Source organism: Polynucleobacter sp. MWH-Loch1C5 (assembly GCF_018881775.1).
GTDB lineage: Bacteria > Pseudomonadota > Gammaproteobacteria > Burkholderiales > Burkholderiaceae > Polynucleobacter.
On the sequence record NZ_JACVPR010000001.1, the window covers coordinates 511,309 to 525,548 of the forward strand.

19 protein-coding genes are annotated in these 14,240 nt (G+C 45.6%); 9 read left to right on the forward strand and 10 right to left on the reverse strand.

Translation table 11 applies throughout. From position 1 onward, the window contains the following. Window positions 1–8: 8 nt before the first annotated feature. Window positions 9–1,019, reverse strand: coding sequence for a UDP-N-acetylmuramate dehydrogenase (gene murB, locus ICE94_RS02550; RefSeq protein WP_216148411.1), 1,011 nt, complete (start codon window positions 1,017–1,019; stop codon window positions 9–11). A gap of 60 nt (window positions 1,020–1,079) precedes the next feature. Between murB and ICE94_RS02555 the strand changes: the two genes are divergently transcribed. After that, window positions 1,080–1,565, forward strand: a complete 486-nt coding sequence (locus ICE94_RS02555; RefSeq protein WP_216148414.1) for a YajQ family cyclic di-GMP-binding protein — start codon at window positions 1,080–1,082, stop codon at window positions 1,563–1,565. Window positions 1,566–1,695: 130 nt separating this feature from the next. Here the strand turns inward: ICE94_RS02555 and sodB are convergent, their stop codons facing one another. Together sodB and xseA are read right to left on the reverse strand one after the other, a co-directional pair. Continuing rightward, on the reverse strand, window positions 1,696–2,274 hold the full coding sequence (gene sodB, locus ICE94_RS02560; protein WP_216148417.1) for a superoxide dismutase: 579 nt from the start codon (window positions 2,272–2,274) through the stop codon (window positions 1,696–1,698). 92 nt (window positions 2,275–2,366) lie between these two features. Next, the gene (gene xseA, locus ICE94_RS02565; protein ID WP_216148420.1) at window positions 2,367–3,593 is read right to left on the reverse strand and encodes an exodeoxyribonuclease VII large subunit; all 1,227 of its coding nucleotides are present in this window, start codon (window positions 3,591–3,593) and stop codon (window positions 2,367–2,369) included. Window positions 3,594–3,940: 347 nt separating this feature from the next. On the opposite strand from xseA, the gene ICE94_RS02570 reads away from it, so the two are divergent. From ICE94_RS02570 to ICE94_RS02605, 8 genes are all read left to right on the forward strand, one after another. Further along, complete coding sequence (locus ICE94_RS02570) at window positions 3,941–4,564, forward strand: MotA/TolQ/ExbB proton channel family protein (RefSeq protein ID WP_216148425.1); 624 nt, start codon at window positions 3,941–3,943, stop codon at window positions 4,562–4,564. Further along, on the forward strand, window positions 4,561–5,013 hold the full coding sequence (locus tag ICE94_RS02575; protein WP_216148427.1) for a biopolymer transporter ExbD: 453 nt from the start codon (window positions 4,561–4,563) through the stop codon (window positions 5,011–5,013). Before ICE94_RS02570 ends, ICE94_RS02575 begins: the two co-directional genes overlap by 4 nt. Window positions 5,014–5,030: 17 nt before the next feature. Further along, window positions 5,031–6,125 carry a tetraacyldisaccharide 4'-kinase gene (gene lpxK, locus ICE94_RS02580; RefSeq protein WP_216148429.1) on the forward strand — a complete coding sequence of 365 codons (1,095 nt, stop codon included), beginning with the start codon at window positions 5,031–5,033 and terminating at the stop codon, window positions 6,123–6,125. Window positions 6,126–6,139: 14 nt separating this feature from the next. Then, entirely contained in the window at window positions 6,140–6,325 is a 186-nt protein-coding gene (locus tag ICE94_RS02585) for a Trm112 family protein (protein ID WP_216148431.1), read from the forward strand. A gap of 17 nt (window positions 6,326–6,342) precedes the next feature. Next, complete coding sequence (gene kdsB, locus ICE94_RS02590; protein ID WP_216148434.1) at window positions 6,343–7,092, forward strand: 3-deoxy-manno-octulosonate cytidylyltransferase; 750 nt, start codon at window positions 6,343–6,345, stop codon at window positions 7,090–7,092. 208 nt (window positions 7,093–7,300) lie between these two features. Continuing rightward, entirely contained in the window at window positions 7,301–7,966 is a 666-nt protein-coding gene (gene adk / locus ICE94_RS02595; protein ID WP_216148437.1) for an adenylate kinase, read from the forward strand. Between the two features lie 115 nt (window positions 7,967–8,081). After that, complete coding sequence (locus tag ICE94_RS02600) at window positions 8,082–8,468, forward strand: type II toxin-antitoxin system RelE/ParE family toxin (RefSeq protein WP_216148440.1); 387 nt, start codon at window positions 8,082–8,084, stop codon at window positions 8,466–8,468. Next, a complete protein-coding gene (locus ICE94_RS02605) occupies window positions 8,455–8,772 on the forward strand; it encodes a DNA-binding transcriptional regulator (RefSeq protein WP_216148443.1) in 318 nt (105 codons plus the stop codon). Before ICE94_RS02600 ends, ICE94_RS02605 begins: the two co-directional genes overlap by 14 nt. A gap of 9 nt (window positions 8,773–8,781) precedes the next feature. Here ICE94_RS02605 and queC read toward each other — a convergent pair whose 3' ends face one another. From queC to tolQ, 7 genes are all read right to left on the reverse strand, one after another. Beyond that, the gene (gene queC, locus ICE94_RS02610; RefSeq protein ID WP_370623792.1) at window positions 8,782–9,507 is read right to left on the reverse strand and encodes a 7-cyano-7-deazaguanine synthase QueC; all 726 of its coding nucleotides are present in this window, start codon (window positions 9,505–9,507) and stop codon (window positions 8,782–8,784) included. 8 nt (window positions 9,508–9,515) lie between these two features. After that, window positions 9,516–10,274 carry a tol-pal system protein YbgF gene (gene ybgF / locus ICE94_RS02615; protein ID WP_216148446.1) on the reverse strand — a complete coding sequence of 253 codons (759 nt, stop codon included), beginning with the start codon at window positions 10,272–10,274 and terminating at the stop codon, window positions 9,516–9,518. A 19-nt stretch (window positions 10,275–10,293) separates the two neighbouring features. Then, complete coding sequence (gene pal / locus ICE94_RS02620; RefSeq protein WP_216150861.1) at window positions 10,294–10,770, reverse strand: peptidoglycan-associated lipoprotein Pal; 477 nt, start codon at window positions 10,768–10,770, stop codon at window positions 10,294–10,296. A 101-nt stretch (window positions 10,771–10,871) separates the two neighbouring features. Then, window positions 10,872–12,173: a Tol-Pal system beta propeller repeat protein TolB gene (tolB, locus tag ICE94_RS02625; RefSeq protein ID WP_216148449.1), complete on the reverse strand. Its 1,302-nt coding sequence runs from the start codon at window positions 12,171–12,173 to the stop codon at window positions 10,872–10,874. A 52-nt stretch (window positions 12,174–12,225) separates the two neighbouring features. Continuing rightward, window positions 12,226–13,050: a cell envelope integrity protein TolA gene (gene tolA, locus ICE94_RS02630; RefSeq protein WP_216148451.1), complete on the reverse strand. Its 825-nt coding sequence runs from the start codon at window positions 13,048–13,050 to the stop codon at window positions 12,226–12,228. 14 nt (window positions 13,051–13,064) lie between these two features. Beyond that, window positions 13,065–13,487 (reverse strand): ExbD/TolR family protein, encoded by a 423-nt coding sequence (locus ICE94_RS02635; RefSeq protein ID WP_216148454.1) that lies wholly within the window; start codon window positions 13,485–13,487, stop codon window positions 13,065–13,067. An 11-nt stretch (window positions 13,488–13,498) separates the two neighbouring features. Then, a complete protein-coding gene (gene tolQ / locus ICE94_RS02640) occupies window positions 13,499–14,152 on the reverse strand; it encodes a protein TolQ (protein ID WP_216148457.1) in 654 nt (217 codons plus the stop codon). Between the last annotated feature and the right edge of the window lie 88 nt (window positions 14,153–14,240).

Genomic DNA, 14,240 nt, shown 5'->3' on the forward strand with positions numbered 1-14,240 from the left:
CCCTGATCCTAGGGCAAGATCGATGGCTCAATGCTGAGAGTGACGCCAAATTTTTCTTGGACAGCTGCTTGTATTTCTTGGGCTAATTGAATGAGCTCCTGCCCAGTGCCCTCGCCATAGTGAACCAGGACTAACGCTTGTTTTTCATAAACACCAACTTGCCCACGACGATAGTCTTTGTAAGCACATTGATCAATCAGCCAACCCGCTGCTAATTTCCACCCCTTTGGATTGGCATAGGCCACCAATTGCGGAAAGCGTTCTTTCAATTGCAGATAGGTTTTTTCATCCACCACCGGATTATGAAAAAAACTTCCTGCATTACCTAGCACCTGAGGATCAGGCAATTTGCTACGCCGAATCTCACAAATAGCATCAAATATCATTCTGGGTTTAATGTCTTGTGCTGGTAGATCTTTAAAACGTTGTAGAACATCCGCGTAAGCGAGATTCACTTGCCATGGTTTTTGAAGCGCGAAGGTCACACTGGCAACGAGATAACGCTGCGGTTCTTCTTTGAAAATACTGTGGCGATAAGCAAAATGACAATCTTTTGCAAAAAGTGTTCGCCATGACTGAGTATGTCGATCATAGGCTTTGAGTGAATGGAAAACATCTTTGATTTCCAAACCATAGGCGCCAATGTTCTGTATAGGCGCCGCGCCCACCGTGCCAGGGATCAATGCAAGATTTTCTAGGCCGGGGCAATTTTGCTCCAGCGTCCAGCTTACAAAGTCATGCCAGCTCTCACCAGCCGCCGCCTCAATCAAGACAGTACTATCAGTGGCTTCCAGGATTTTTTTACCCTGCAAGGCCATGATGGCCGTTTTACCTGGCAAATCATCCCTTAAAACAATATTGCTACCACCGCCCAAAACTCGCCAGGGGGTGTCTGGATCTAATTGACTGGCAAAGATTTCAATATCATTTTCAGTTTCTAGATGGCAAAGTTCAGCCGCCTTCACGGCAAAGCCAAACGTGTTGTAATGCTGTAAATTCGCAGAAAATTCTGTCCTCATGACACAATCTTAACTGTGATTATTGTTCAACCCATTTTTTAGACGATGAGTAGGTGTTAAATGCCATCTTTTGACGTTGTATGTGAACCTGATATGGTCGAAGTGAAAAATGCACTCGATCAAGCCAATAAAGAAATCTCGACCCGTTTTGACTTTAAGGGCTCGGATGCGCGCATTGAGCACAAAGAGGAAGAACTTACCCTCTTTGGCGATGATGACTTCAAAATCAAACAAGTCAAAGACGTTTTGCTCTCGAAACTCGCCAAACGCCAAGTCGATGTGCGCTTTTTAAAAGATGGCAAACTCGAAACCATCTCTGGTGATAAGCGTAAGCAAACTATCACCATCCAAAAAGGTATTAATCAAGAGTTGGCCAAGAAGATTGTGCGCATCATCAAAGATAGCAAGATGAAAGTACAAGCCAGTATTCAAGGCGATGCGGTGCGCATCACAGGCGGTAAACGTGATGATCTGCAAGCTGCTATTGCACTCTTGCGCAAGGATGTTGAAGACGCGCCGCTAGGCTTTAACAACTTTAGAGACTGAGAAACTGATTGAGCTGATTTAAAAAGTTCATTCGAGTCTTAAAAGCGAATCCAAGCTGTATCAATAAAAAACCCCGCTTTAATCAGCGGGGTTCTTTTTTCTTCTTGTTACTTTTTGATACTGGAAAATCTTAGGCAAAGTTTTTCGCAACGAAATCCCAGTTCACTAAGTTCCAGAATGCCTCAACATACTTAGGACGGGCATTGCGGTAATCCACATAGTAAGCATGCTCCCACACGTCACATGTCAACAAGGCTTTAGCATCTGTTGTGAGTGGTGTAGCAGCGTTGGATGTGGATACGAGATCTAAGCTTCCATCAGCTTTTTTAACTAACCAAGCCCAACCTGAACCAAAGGTACCGATTGCGCACTTCGTGAATTCTTCTTTGAATTTATCAAATGAACCCCACTTGGCATTGATTGCATCAGCCAATGCGCCGGTTGGTGCACCACCACCGTTAGGCTTTAAACCCATCCAGTAAAAAGTGTGGTTCCAGACTTGTGCGGCATTGTTAAAAACGCCACCTGAAGATTTTTTAACAATCTCTTCCAAGCCCATGTTTTCAAACTCAGTGCCCTTGATGAGGTTATTGAGGTTAGTCACATAGGTTTGATGGTGTTTGCCATAGTGAAACTCGAGAGTTTCTTTAGAAATATGGGGGGCCAATGCATCTAAGGCATAAGGCAATTGGGGTAATGCGTGCTCCATACGAGTCTCCTTAAATTACTTCAATCATGACTACAACTTCATTCACTTCGATAAAAATGGGTGATAGCCCAAGATTGTCTATTTTAATCTTGCTACCTTTTTTCTGTCTTTCTAGCGACTATCTCTTGTAATTGGACCTCGGCCAAGCCATCAGCTAAGCGCAGTTCATAAGGGGTCTGCGTCCTCAAGTCTTGTGGGTTTCTTTGCGCATGGCCTTGCTCATCGAGTAATACTGCATAACCACGATCTAAGGTTCTTTGAGGATTCAGAATCTCTAGATGTTTCCCTAAATGATCTAGGGTTGTTGTATGACGCTTGGTTAGTACACGCCACGCTTGATGCAAGCGTGCCTCGAGAGCATCCTTACGCTCACGCATCTGTTGTGGATTAGGGATGGCATGCTGCAAACGCATTTGCATTTGATCAAGACGCTGCACCTCCCGATCGAGTACTTGACGAATCCGTCTGGCGATACGCTCTTGATAGTAATTTAAGTCTTGCAAAAGCGCCTCACGATCAGGGGTCGCTAATTCAGCAGCACCTGTTGGTGTTGGCGCCCGCAAATCGGCCACAAAATCACTGATAGTGAAATCTGTTTCATGACCCACCCCAGAAATGATGGGTACCGGTGAACTCGCGATGACCCGTGCGAGTGCCTCGTCATTAAATGCCCATAAATCTTCAATACTGCCGCCGCCACGCACCAATAGAATGGTTTCAATACCCAAGGCATCTGCTTGTTCATAAACGCTCTGGAGGGCTCCTATGATTGCGGCTGGGGCATCCGCCCCTTGCACCAACGTTGGGAATATAGTGACCGGAATATGCGGAGCACGTCGCGCCAAAGTACTCAACACATCTTTTAAAGCGGCAGCCTGGGTTGAAGTCACCACCGCAATACCTTTGGGGTGCGCAGCAATGTCTCGTTTGCGCTCTTCAGCAAACAAACCTTCTTTAGCTAACTTTTCTTTCAGCTTCAAAAAGGCTTCATATAAACCCCCTTGTCCAGCTCTGCGCAAAAGCTGTACATTGATCTGTAAATCACCACGGGGTATGTAAACACTGACTTGGGCTGATACCTCGACTAAGTCGCCCTCTTTAGGCATAAAGCCGACTTGAGTATTGCGACCGCGAAACATCACTGCCCGTATTTGGCTCTCACTGTCCTTTAATGAGAAATACCAATGGCCACTGTCATAAGCCTTGAAATTAGAAATCTCACCTCTGAGCCACACAGAACCAATTTGGCCATCCAAAAGCTCAACAATGGCGCGGTTGAGATCGCCAACAGAGATAATTTCTCTCGATATTTCTGTCATTTTTTTACAGTCATCTTGTATTTATAAGGACTTGCAGTCCAAAACTATCCACAGACCTATTCAGTTTCTTTGTTTGACGCTCAGAATACCCCTCTGAGCCAATTAAATCGATATAAACTATTGATTTATATAATTAAATTAAAACTACTTATGAATACTTGAGTGTTTCTAAAACCAAAATCAAGGACTTATACGCACCGCAGATATAAGTTTTACACATAGTTATCCACAGCCTTTTCAATCACTTTGACCCAGATAGCTCATCAATTAAAGACTCCTTCGAAAATAAGCCAGCCAAGTGCTTGATTTTGCATTCAGACAACACGCATCGTTTAAAGTATAGGTCTATGTACGAGATGATACTTGCTGCGGGTTGGCCCGCCTGGCCACTTTTATTGACCTCTATTTTGGCGCTAGCCATATTGCTGGAACGTTTTTGGTTCTTACAACAAAAAAAGGTATCCCCACCTCATTTAATTAAAGCAGCCAGCCAAGTCTATGACTCTGGATTGTTGAATCAGAGTCAAAGTGCTGCAGCACTACAAAGCCTCTCAGATGCCGCACTCTTAGGTCGTATCCTAGCGAGCGGTTTAGAGGCTTATCAAAAAAAGCCAAGTGCTGATTTTGTCACCACGGCCATGCAAGAGACTGCTCAAGATGTGGCCTACTATTTAGAGCGCTATATGGGTGCTTTAGCAACGATTGCGACAATCGCTCCATTGATGGGCTTATTTGGTACGGTGGTTGGCATGATTGAGATTTTTGGTAGTCAACAATCTGGTGTAGCTAACCCACAACAGTTAGCCCATGGTATTTCGATTGCGCTATACAACACCGCTTTTGGGCTCTTGATTGCGATTCCTGCCTATGCAGGTTGGCGCATCTTGCGCAGCATGATTGATGCTCGCCAACGAGAATGTGAACAAGCCGCCAAAGCGCTATTGGAAGAATTGTTTCCAGCGAGTCTATGAAATTATTCAGTGACTCTTCTCAAACATTATTCACGCGCCAAGCGGAATCTCGACTAGCGCCTGAAATTAATCTGATCGCCTTTATTGATGTCTTGTTGGTGATTTTGATTTTTTTAATGATTTCCACGACATTCACGAAGTATCAAGAACTCTCCATCACATTGCCTGAGGCCAATGGTGTCTCAGCTAGTTCCAAGAGCAAGGAACTCAATGTCGCAATCACAGCCGATGGAAGAATCGCGATGAATGGTAAGCGCGTGGCTTACAGTCAACTCGATACGCAAATGAATGAGTGGGCTCAGCAACTTGGCACTCAAGCCATGGTGATCATTGCGGCTGATGGCAAAGCACCCCATCAAGCGGTGATGCAAGTGATGGAAGCAGCACGCAATGCCAATCTTCATCAAATTGTGTTCGCGACCCAAGGTAAAAACGATAAGGCGCCATAAGCGCCTTAAGCCAAGCCATGAAATCTGCGAATCATTCACAGCTCACCTTAAACGCACCAGCTTATTGGGAAAAGCGTGGCTTAAAAGCCTGCTTGATGTGTCCTCTCAGCCTGGTCTTTGGCTGGTTAGCCGCTCTACGTCGTTGCCTTTATGAAATCGGTATTCTGAAAAGTGTTGCCTTACCTGTACCCGTCATCATTGTCGGCAATCTGCGCGTTGGAGGTACTGGTAAAACTCCAACGGTGATTGCTCTAGCTCGCGCATTACGAGATAAAGGCTATCGTGTTGGCGTGATCTCTAGAGGCTATCAAGGCCAGGTGACTGATCCCACAGAAGTCACTCTAACTAGCGATGCGCGCATCGTAGGCGATGAACCTGCACTGATGGCTCAACAGCTCTACCATCATGATGCTGCTTGGCATATACCGGTCTTTGTTCATCCGAAAAGAGTGTTAGCAGGCCTTGCCCTGCTTAAACAATATCCTGATGTGAATGTCATTGTGTGTGATGACGGCCTCCAACATTACGGTCTCAAACGCTGGCCGGCACGCGAAGGAGGTCGCGATATTGAAATCATCGTGCGTGATCCACGGGGTGAAGGCAATCGCTACTTAATGCCAGCGGGACCCTTGCGTGAACATGCGAACCGTGAGCGTGACTTCACTTTGCATCTTGGTCAAAGTATTAAAACGAATAAACCCTACTTATGTGGCGCCCCGCTCTACGGTGTTTTGGCGCGCGCCGGAACGGCCTATCAACTCAATCATCCACCTCATCAACTATCAGTAGATGAATTAGTGACCATCAGCCATCAAGAAAAAATCTTATGCGCTGCAGGTATGGGGCATCCTGAAAAGTTTTTCCAGTTACTTGAGTCGCAAGGTATTGAAATTAAGCGCCTCCCCTTACCAGATCACTACAACTATCTAGAAAACCCCTTTTCAGAATCTGGCGCGCAGCGCATTTTGATCACCGAAAAGGATGCCGTAAAATGCCAAGAAATGCAGATGTATCGTGATGATGCTCGTATTTGGGTCATGCCAGTCACCATTGAATTACCACCTGACTTGCTAGAACAAATTGATGTCATCCTGCAACGCCCCGTCAACTAAATTGGGAATCGATGATGGAAAAACGCTTACTCGACATCTTGGTTTGTCCATTATGTAAATCCAGCTTGCAACATGATCAGAAAAATAATGAACTGATTTGTAAAGCCGATAAGCTGGCTTATCCGATCAAAGACGGTATACCAGTGATGCTCGCCAACGACGCTCGCAGTCTGAGCCCTGAAGAAATTCAGGCACTTTAATTATTTTTTTAGTCGGCATGAGCAAACCATTTATTGCGATTATCCCAGCGCGCCTGGCGTCCACTCGTTTACCGAATAAGCCATTGGCTGATATTGGCGGCAAACCCATGGTGGTGAGAGTTGCAGAGCGTGCGCTCGCTTCTGGGGCAGCACGTGTGGTGGTAGCAGTCGATGATGAAAGCATTCTCAAAGCCTGTCAAAACACAGGCTTAGATGCAATCATGACCAGTCGTGACCATCCCACAGGCACAGATCGTTTAAGTGAAGTAGTGCGTCATTTAGGTTTAGCTGATGATGCAATTGTGGTGAATGTCCAAGGCGATGAGCCTCTCATCCCGCCTCAATTGATTCAAGATGTGGCTCACTGTTTAGCCAATCATCCAGATGCCGATATCGCAACAGCGGCAGTCTTGATCGATGATGAGAGCGAAGTGAATAATCCCAATGCCGTCAAAGTGGTGATGGATCATCAACAAAAAGCTTTGTACTTTTCACGTTCGGCCATTCCATTTGCACGCAATCCCGAGAAAGACAAGGGCCAACACTATCGCCATATTGGTATGTATGCCTATACCGCGAAGTTTTTAAAGGCCTTTGCTCAATTAAGACCGGCACCACTCGAAAACACTGAATCTCTCGAGCAATTACGCGCGCTTTGGTACGGCTATCAAATACAAGTGCTTATTACCGATGCTGCACCCCCTGCCGGGGTTGATACGGCTGAAGACTTAGAGCGCGTCCGCGCATTAGTCCGAACATCTTCATAAGCCCTCCATTGGGGGAAATCCCCATACGAAAAATAGCCCTTTAGAGCCAATCTGAGGTTTTTTCGTGGGAAAATGAAAGCCAAAGGCATACTGCGTCAGTTTCTTGTCAAGCAGAGTACCTAAGCTCTTGTTTTTTCCTTCAAGCGCTTAATTGACACTAGGCGCTCGCAGGCAAACAAAGATTTTTGATATCTGGAGGGAAGTACACATGCGATTAATCCTATTGGGCGCACCAGGCGCTGGCAAAGGAACGCAGGCCAAGTTTATTTGTGAGAAGTTTGGTATTCCGCAAATTTCTACAGGGGATATGTTGCGCGCAGCCGTCAAAGCGGGCACACCCTTAGGCATTGAAGCCAAAAAAGTGATGGACTCTGGTGGCTTGGTGTCTGATGAAATAATTATTGGTCTTGTTAAAGATCGCTTAACTCAAGCGGATTGCGCCAAGGGCTATCTCTTTGATGGTTTTCCACGCACGATTCCACAAGCACAGGCTATGAAAGATGCTGGTGTGCCGATTGATTATGTTTTAGAGATCGACGTGCCGTTTGATGCCATCATCGAACGCATGAGTGGTCGCCGCGTACACGTTGCTTCAGGCCGTACTTATCATGTGAAATACAACCCACCCAAAGTTGCTGGTAAGGACGATGAAACCGGTGAAGACTTGATTCAGCGTGACGATGACAAAGAAGAAACCGTTCGCAAACGTTTAGATGTCTATAACGCCCAGACACGTCCTTTAGTCGATTACTACTCAGATTGGGCTAATAAGGGAGATAGTGCCGCTAAAGTGGCAGCACCTGCTTACCGTCAAGTTCTCGGCATGGGTAGCGTAGAAGAAATCACTACACGAGTATTTGCAGCACTTAAGTAATTTTCTTACTCGATAGCCAAAAAACCTCTGACTCGTCAGAGGTTTTTTATTTTCCGATTTGTGTAAAGTCTGATAGCGAGTTGATTTACTATACCACCAAGTGGTATAGTTATCTATGGGTAAAAAAAGAATTTTTAAAACACGTAAATTTTCACAATGGCTTAAAAAATCAAACCTTAAAGATGAAGATTTATTAAGAGCTACTCTAGAAATTGAAGTTGGTCTTTATGACGCAGAACTTGGAGGAAATCTATACAAAAAAAGAGTAAGTTCTGGAAATAGAGGTAAGAGTAGCGGCTCTAGACTAATCCTCGCAACTAAACTAGGTAAATATTGGTTCTTTTTATTTGGATTTGATAAAAATGAAAGGCAAAACATCAATAACGTGGAATTAGCCTACCTTCAAAAAATATCTGAAATGTTATTAGATTTGAAACCCATAGAAATTGAAAAAATGAAAGAAAGTAAGTCCCTAATGGAGATTTATTATGACAATAAATAAGAAAAGTCGGATTATTGAAGAGATGCGAGACACTTTCGCCGACCTTCAAAAAACAGGTGTTGTTAGTAAAAAACAAATCGCTGATTTTGCCGCCCTAAAACAGCTTCAAGTAAAAGATCTGACGCCTAATGCAATAAAACAGATTAGGCTTCGCGAAAATTTAAGTCAGGCTGTATTAGCCCTAGTTCTCAACACGAGTACTTCAACCGTTCAAAAATGGGAGACCGGCGAGAAAAAACCAAGCGGCCCCTCTCTGAAGCTTTTATCTATTCTTAAGAATAAAGGGGTTGAGGCCCTGATTTAGTCTTACTTTTTAAGCATAAATAGTAGGATCAAGAACGCCTGCATCCTTAAATCCCTGAGCTCTCAGACGGCAAGACTCACAAACACCGCAGGCTTGACCTTTGCTGTTGGCTTGATAACAAGAGACCGTTTGCGAGAAATCCACCCCCAGTTGTAAACCGGTTTGAATAATCTGCGCTTTACTCATCTTAATAATCGGCGCATGAATACGCATCATTGTCTCTGGGGTATGCGCTTCCACACCGGCTTTGGTGGCTAAGTTGGCCGTTTTTTCAAAGGCTGCAACATATTCAGGGCGACAATCAGGATAGCCCGAATAATCCACAGCATTCGCACCAAAGAAAATATCACGACCCCCCAAAGCCTCAATCCAACCCAAAGCGACCGAGAGCATGATCGTATTTCTGGCGGGCACATAAGTGATTGGGATCTCATCTTTTTGACTCGGACTAGTCGGTACCGCATATTGATCATCGGTGAGCGCTGAGCCACCGACAAAGCGCCTCAAATCTAAATCAATAATCTCATGTCGATCAGCACCCAGGGTTGCCGCAACCCTGCTGGCCGCATCTAACTCAGAAGAATGTCTTTGCCCATACCGAAATGACAAAGCATAGACTTGATATCCCAACTGTTTAGCTAAAGCCAAGACAGTCGCTGAATCTAAACCACCCGAGAGGAGCACGACAGCCTTATCACCCGCCTGTCGCGCTCGCATCTTCGAGAACTGCTCAATTGCTGCCACTATTTTTTCTCAATCTTGATGGTTTTCACAATCGATTTAGCTAAATTAGCTGCCTCAGACTCTGGGTATTTACTGATTAAGGTGTCTAGCGTTTTCTTAGCCGCTGCTTTTTGTCCAGCTTCTAATTGGCTGTTACCCAAAGTCAGCATGGCATCTGGGATGCGTCCATGCAGCGGGTATTTCTTAATCAGTGCTTGAAGGTTCGCGATAGCTTCTTTGTAGTTTTTCAAACCATACTGGGCATTACCTAACCAAAACTGTGCCAATGGCCAATAGGGGCTGTTGCTGTATTTTTTGGTAAAGGTCTCAAAAAGATTTTCTGCGCGCTTCAGTTGACTATCCTGAAAAGCTTTAAGAGCTACCTCATAGGCCTCTTTCTCACCAGGCTGCACGGTGCCTTGCACACCTTCAACTTCCATCGTTTGCGGCTCAAAACGCTTCAAACGATTATTAATGTCTTGATAGAAAGTTTTCTGTTGCGCAATCAGTTCTTCAACTTGGCGCTCCAAAACTTCTATTTGGCCCCTTTGCTGCGCACTAGTGCGCTTTTCTTCTTCGAGTTGATTCATTAAATCAACTTGCGCTCTTTGCGAGGTCGCTAGCTGTTCGCGTAAATTAATGATCGCCAGGCGCGCTTCTTTATCTTCTAAGAGCGCATGAGCTGGAGAACTAAATAAACCGGCCCCAAGAACAACAACAGCGGCCAAGGCCGCTGCTACTGTTGTGGGGATCAATCTTTGTATAAAGGTTTGCACCATCGGATTGATCCTTTATGTATTACTGATACTGAATATCAGCGCGACGATTTTCTTTCCAAGCTTCTTCATTGCTGCCTTGTGCTTTTGGCTTTTCTTTACCAAAGCTCACGGCTTCCATTTGTGAGTCAGGTACACCCATCAAAGACAATGATTTACGCACAGCTTCAGAACGACGCTGACCTAACGCCAAGTTGTACTCTGTGGTACCGCGCTCATCTGTATTACCTTCAATCTTAATCTTGCGATCTTTGTTAGCCTTGAGGTAGTTGGCGTGGTTTTGCAACATCGCTTGATATTCTGCTTTCACAGCATAACTATCAAAGTCAAAGTAAACACTACGCTTAAACAATGGGCTCTTAGGATCGTTCCATGGCTGAGCACTGTAATCAGTACCCTTACCTTTAGCACCATCTGCGTCATCTAACTTAACACCTGATGCACATGCACCTAAAAAAACAACTGAACTAATGAGCAGGGCTCTACGAATCAATGACATATGCTGCATATTTCCTCCAAGAAGTGTGAATTTTGTAGTTAATTTTTTCATAATTGCCGTCATATCGTACCAAACTCAGATGAGCCGTAACGAAATCAGGCTTAATCCATAAATGGTCCCCAGGCTGGCTCACGAATATCTGCACCAGGCAAACTGAGTATCTGACGATTTTTACCATCCACCGAGACGGCTGCTAAGACTGGCTTGCCACCGGAACGCGTAGCAAATAAGACAAAACGACCATTAGCTGCAAAGGTCGGTGTCTCATCACGGGGTCCATCCGATAATTGGGTCACCTCACCTGAACTGAGTTCCTGAATTTGTAATTTAAATGCCCCGCCCGTTCTTGCGACATAGACTAAGTTTTTGCCATCAGGTGAAAGTCTTGGGCTGGTGACAAATCCATGCTTGAAAGTGACGCGCTGCGCACCACCCTCTGCCTCACCTTCGGTAGACATACGATAGATTTGTGGATTACCGCCTCGATCACTCGTGAAATAAATATGTTTACCATCCGGCGACCACTGGGGCTCAGTATCGATCGAACTACCACGCGTTAAACGCTTTAAACCACTGCCGTCAGCATTAACACGGTAGACCTGAGTATTACCGTCAATCGATAAAGCAATCGCTAAACGACGTCCATCGGGTGACCAAGCAGGGGCGCTGTTATTGCCCTTTTGATTGGACAAGATCACTCTGCGACCCGTAGCCAACTCGTGAACATAAATGACAGGCTTGCGCGACTCAAAAGAAACATAAGCGACTTTTTTGCCATCGGGTGACCAAACTGGCGAAATGATGGGCTCTTTACTGGCTAGCGCAGGACGTGGGTTCTCACCATCTGAATCAGAAATCACCAAACGGTAATTATTACCAGCACGAATCACATAAGACAGGCGGGTTGAGAAAATGCCTCGTTCACCCAAAAGCTTTTGAATGATGTCATCAGAGATACGATGCGCGGCCATGCGCAAATCATCAGGGCCGGCAGCAATAACTAAACCACCCAGACTTTCTTGTTTACGAATATCAAATAGGCGATAGCGAATCTCAAAGCGACCATCACTCATTTTTGTGACACTACCTACCGCCAGTGCTGCTGCACCTCGCGAGTTCCATGAACCATAGTCAGGATTAATATCCCATGCCAACTCACCATTACCCGCTTCAGTATTACGCAAGGCCCCACTGCGCGCAATATTAGAACGAATCACATCTGTTGGGCGCATTGGCAACTGAGTTTCACCAGCAAAACGCATGATTGCCACAGGTAATTGCGATTGGCCGACACCGGCAATCTCAATATTCATTTGCGCCATAGCAGGCGCAGTGCTAATCCAACTCAAGCCCCCGAAAAGGGCGAAGAAAAAAATCTTGGTTCTCAAAACAGCCGTGCGCATAGGTCTCCTCTAAGACGCAATATTGGAATAGCTGTAAGTTTAGTCCTTTGGCTTAATCCTTTGGTTTAAAAGTGAGGCGTATTTGCTTGGGCACTTTGCCATCATCATCCTTAGGCAAAGTTTTTGCATCATCCAAAGCCCTTAAGACCGCCCGATCCCAGCCTGCATCACCGCTACTTTTAATAATTTGACGATTGATAATCGTGCCATCAGGCGCCAATTCGACACCCACATCTACGGCAGGGTTACCGACGACCATCGATGGATTAAACACAATCAAAGGAAGGATTTTTTTTCTGACCTTATCAGCGTAACCCGGTTTGGCATTACCACCGCCACCCACACCGTCGCCGACCACGCCACCTCGCCCACCACTGGCACCCTCTTTACCAGCTGCAGCTCTTAGGCGGGCCATCTGTTCGGCGCGAGCCTTATCTTGGGCTAACTGTGCTTTACGCTCAGCCTCTTTCTCTTTGTCTTGCTTCGCTTTAGCTTTTTCTTCCTGAGCGCGCTTTTCTTTACGCTCCTCTTCTTCTTTTTTCTTCTTGAGTTCTTTGGGATCCTGTTTCTTTTGCGCAGTCACCGTTTCTTTTTTCGGCTCCGGCTGATTCTGTTTTTTCTTCTTCAGCGCTATATCGGCATTTTCATCAGCGCTGACTTTCGGCTCACTGCTAGGTGCTGAGCTCTTAATCACAGGGACGTTATCCCAAATCTCCGCCTCGATACCGGCTGGCGTTTGACTCTTCCAACTTAGACCGACAGTTAAGAAAAGAAATAACAAAATATGCATACCCATGGCATAGGCAAATGCACGTCCTGTTCCAGGCTCTGCCTGAAAACGATCTTGTAAACGAGGGATCTGAAAACTAGCGCTCAAGCGATCTTGATTTTTTAATTACTCTTGACTGCCAAACCGACTCGCTTAATACCGTTTTCTTTGAGTCGGGCCATGACGTCCATGACGATTTCGTATTTGATGGATTTATCCGCTGCAATCACCATGGGTTGATCAGGGCTCAACTCAGCACGTTCACGTGCGAAGCCGCCGAGTTCATTTCTGGAGAGGGTGCGATCGGCTTTACCTTCGCTCTTCACAATGATGACCTCTTCTGCAGAGATATTAATCAGCACAGGGGGCAAAGGTTGCACTTGCGCGCCACCCACGGTGGGTAAATTAACCAAGCCAGGGTTGACCATCGGAGTGGTGACCATAAAGATCACCAAGAGCACGAGCATCACATCAATATAAGGCACCACATTGATGTCAGACATGGAGCGGCGACCTCGACCCGATTTACGACTAATTGATGCCATACGGCCTCCGCTTATTTATTAGCTTGACGTTGCAAGATGTTCGAGAACTCTTCAATGAAGGTCTCAAAGCGAATCGAAATACGATCAATATCGGTGGCGTTGCGGTTATATGCCACTACCGCGGGGATCGCAGCGAACAAACCAATCGCAGTTGCAATCAAAGCCTCAGCAATGCCTGGGGCAACGCTGGCTAAAGTCGCTTGCTGAACGTTTGCTAAACCACGGAAGGAGTTCATGATGCCCCATACCGTACCAAATAGACCAATATAGGGAGATACAGAACCGACTGAGGCCAAGAAAGGTAAATTCGCTTCTAAGATATCCATCTCGCGTTGGTAAGCTGCCTTCATGGCACGGCGCGCTGCATCAATCTCTTTGCCTTTTAAGAACTCTTGCATACCGCTTTCAAAAATACGCTCCAAACATGCAGCTTGATCTTTATTGCGCATCGCGCCTTGCAAGAGCGTATTGAGATCACCACCTGACCAAAAATCACGCTCAAAACGTTCGGTATCGCGTCGTACGGCTTTTAGTGCTAGCCCTTTTCTGAAAATAATCGTCCAGGAAGCAATTGATAAACCCAGTAGCAATAACATCACCAGCTGTACTAGAACACTGGCATTCATGACTAGCGAAAGAACCGACATGTCTTGTGTGGCGTGCATAAATATTCTCTTTAATTTCTATTAGAAAGTGACTGAATAAAACTACGCCTATTGTAAAAGGCAATAAGAGAAACGGGCCCCAAAAGAA

Coding starts and splice junctions, on each gene's coding strand:
- pal (WP_216150861.1), bottom strand. CDS start 10,770: ATGTCATTGATTCGTAGAGCCCTGCTCATTAGTTCAGTTGTTTTTTTA.
- ICE94_RS02570 (WP_216148425.1), top strand. CDS start 3,941: ATGTACGAGATGATACTTGCTGCGGGTTGGCCCGCCTGGCCACTTTTA.
- ICE94_RS02605 (WP_216148443.1), top strand. CDS start 8,455: ATGACAATAAATAAGAAAAGTCGGATTATTGAAGAGATGCGAGACACT.
- ICE94_RS02555 (WP_216148414.1), top strand. CDS start 1,080: ATGCCATCTTTTGACGTTGTATGTGAACCTGATATGGTCGAAGTGAAA.
- ICE94_RS02585 (WP_216148431.1), top strand. CDS start 6,140: ATGGAAAAACGCTTACTCGACATCTTGGTTTGTCCATTATGTAAATCC.
- xseA (WP_216148420.1), bottom strand. CDS start 3,593: ATGACAGAAATATCGAGAGAAATTATCTCTGTTGGCGATCTCAACCGC.
- kdsB (WP_216148434.1), top strand. CDS start 6,343: ATGAGCAAACCATTTATTGCGATTATCCCAGCGCGCCTGGCGTCCACT.
- tolQ (WP_216148457.1), bottom strand. CDS start 14,152: ATGCACGCCACACAAGACATGTCGGTTCTTTCGCTAGTCATGAATGCC.
- sodB (WP_216148417.1), bottom strand. CDS start 2,274: ATGGAGCACGCATTACCCCAATTGCCTTATGCCTTAGATGCATTGGCC.
- adk (WP_216148437.1), top strand. CDS start 7,301: ATGCGATTAATCCTATTGGGCGCACCAGGCGCTGGCAAAGGAACGCAG.
- tolB (WP_216148449.1), bottom strand. CDS start 12,173: ATGCGCACGGCTGTTTTGAGAACCAAGATTTTTTTCTTCGCCCTTTTC.
- ICE94_RS02600 (WP_216148440.1), top strand. CDS start 8,082: ATGGGTAAAAAAAGAATTTTTAAAACACGTAAATTTTCACAATGGCTT.
- ICE94_RS02575 (WP_216148427.1), top strand. CDS start 4,561: ATGAAATTATTCAGTGACTCTTCTCAAACATTATTCACGCGCCAAGCG.
- ICE94_RS02635 (WP_216148454.1), bottom strand. CDS start 13,487: ATGGCATCAATTAGTCGTAAATCGGGTCGAGGTCGCCGCTCCATGTCT.
- lpxK (WP_216148429.1), top strand. CDS start 5,031: ATGAAATCTGCGAATCATTCACAGCTCACCTTAAACGCACCAGCTTAT.
- ybgF (WP_216148446.1), bottom strand. CDS start 10,274: ATGGTGCAAACCTTTATACAAAGATTGATCCCCACAACAGTAGCAGCG.
- murB (WP_216148411.1), bottom strand. CDS start 1,019: ATGAGGACAGAATTTTCTGCGAATTTACAGCATTACAACACGTTTGGC.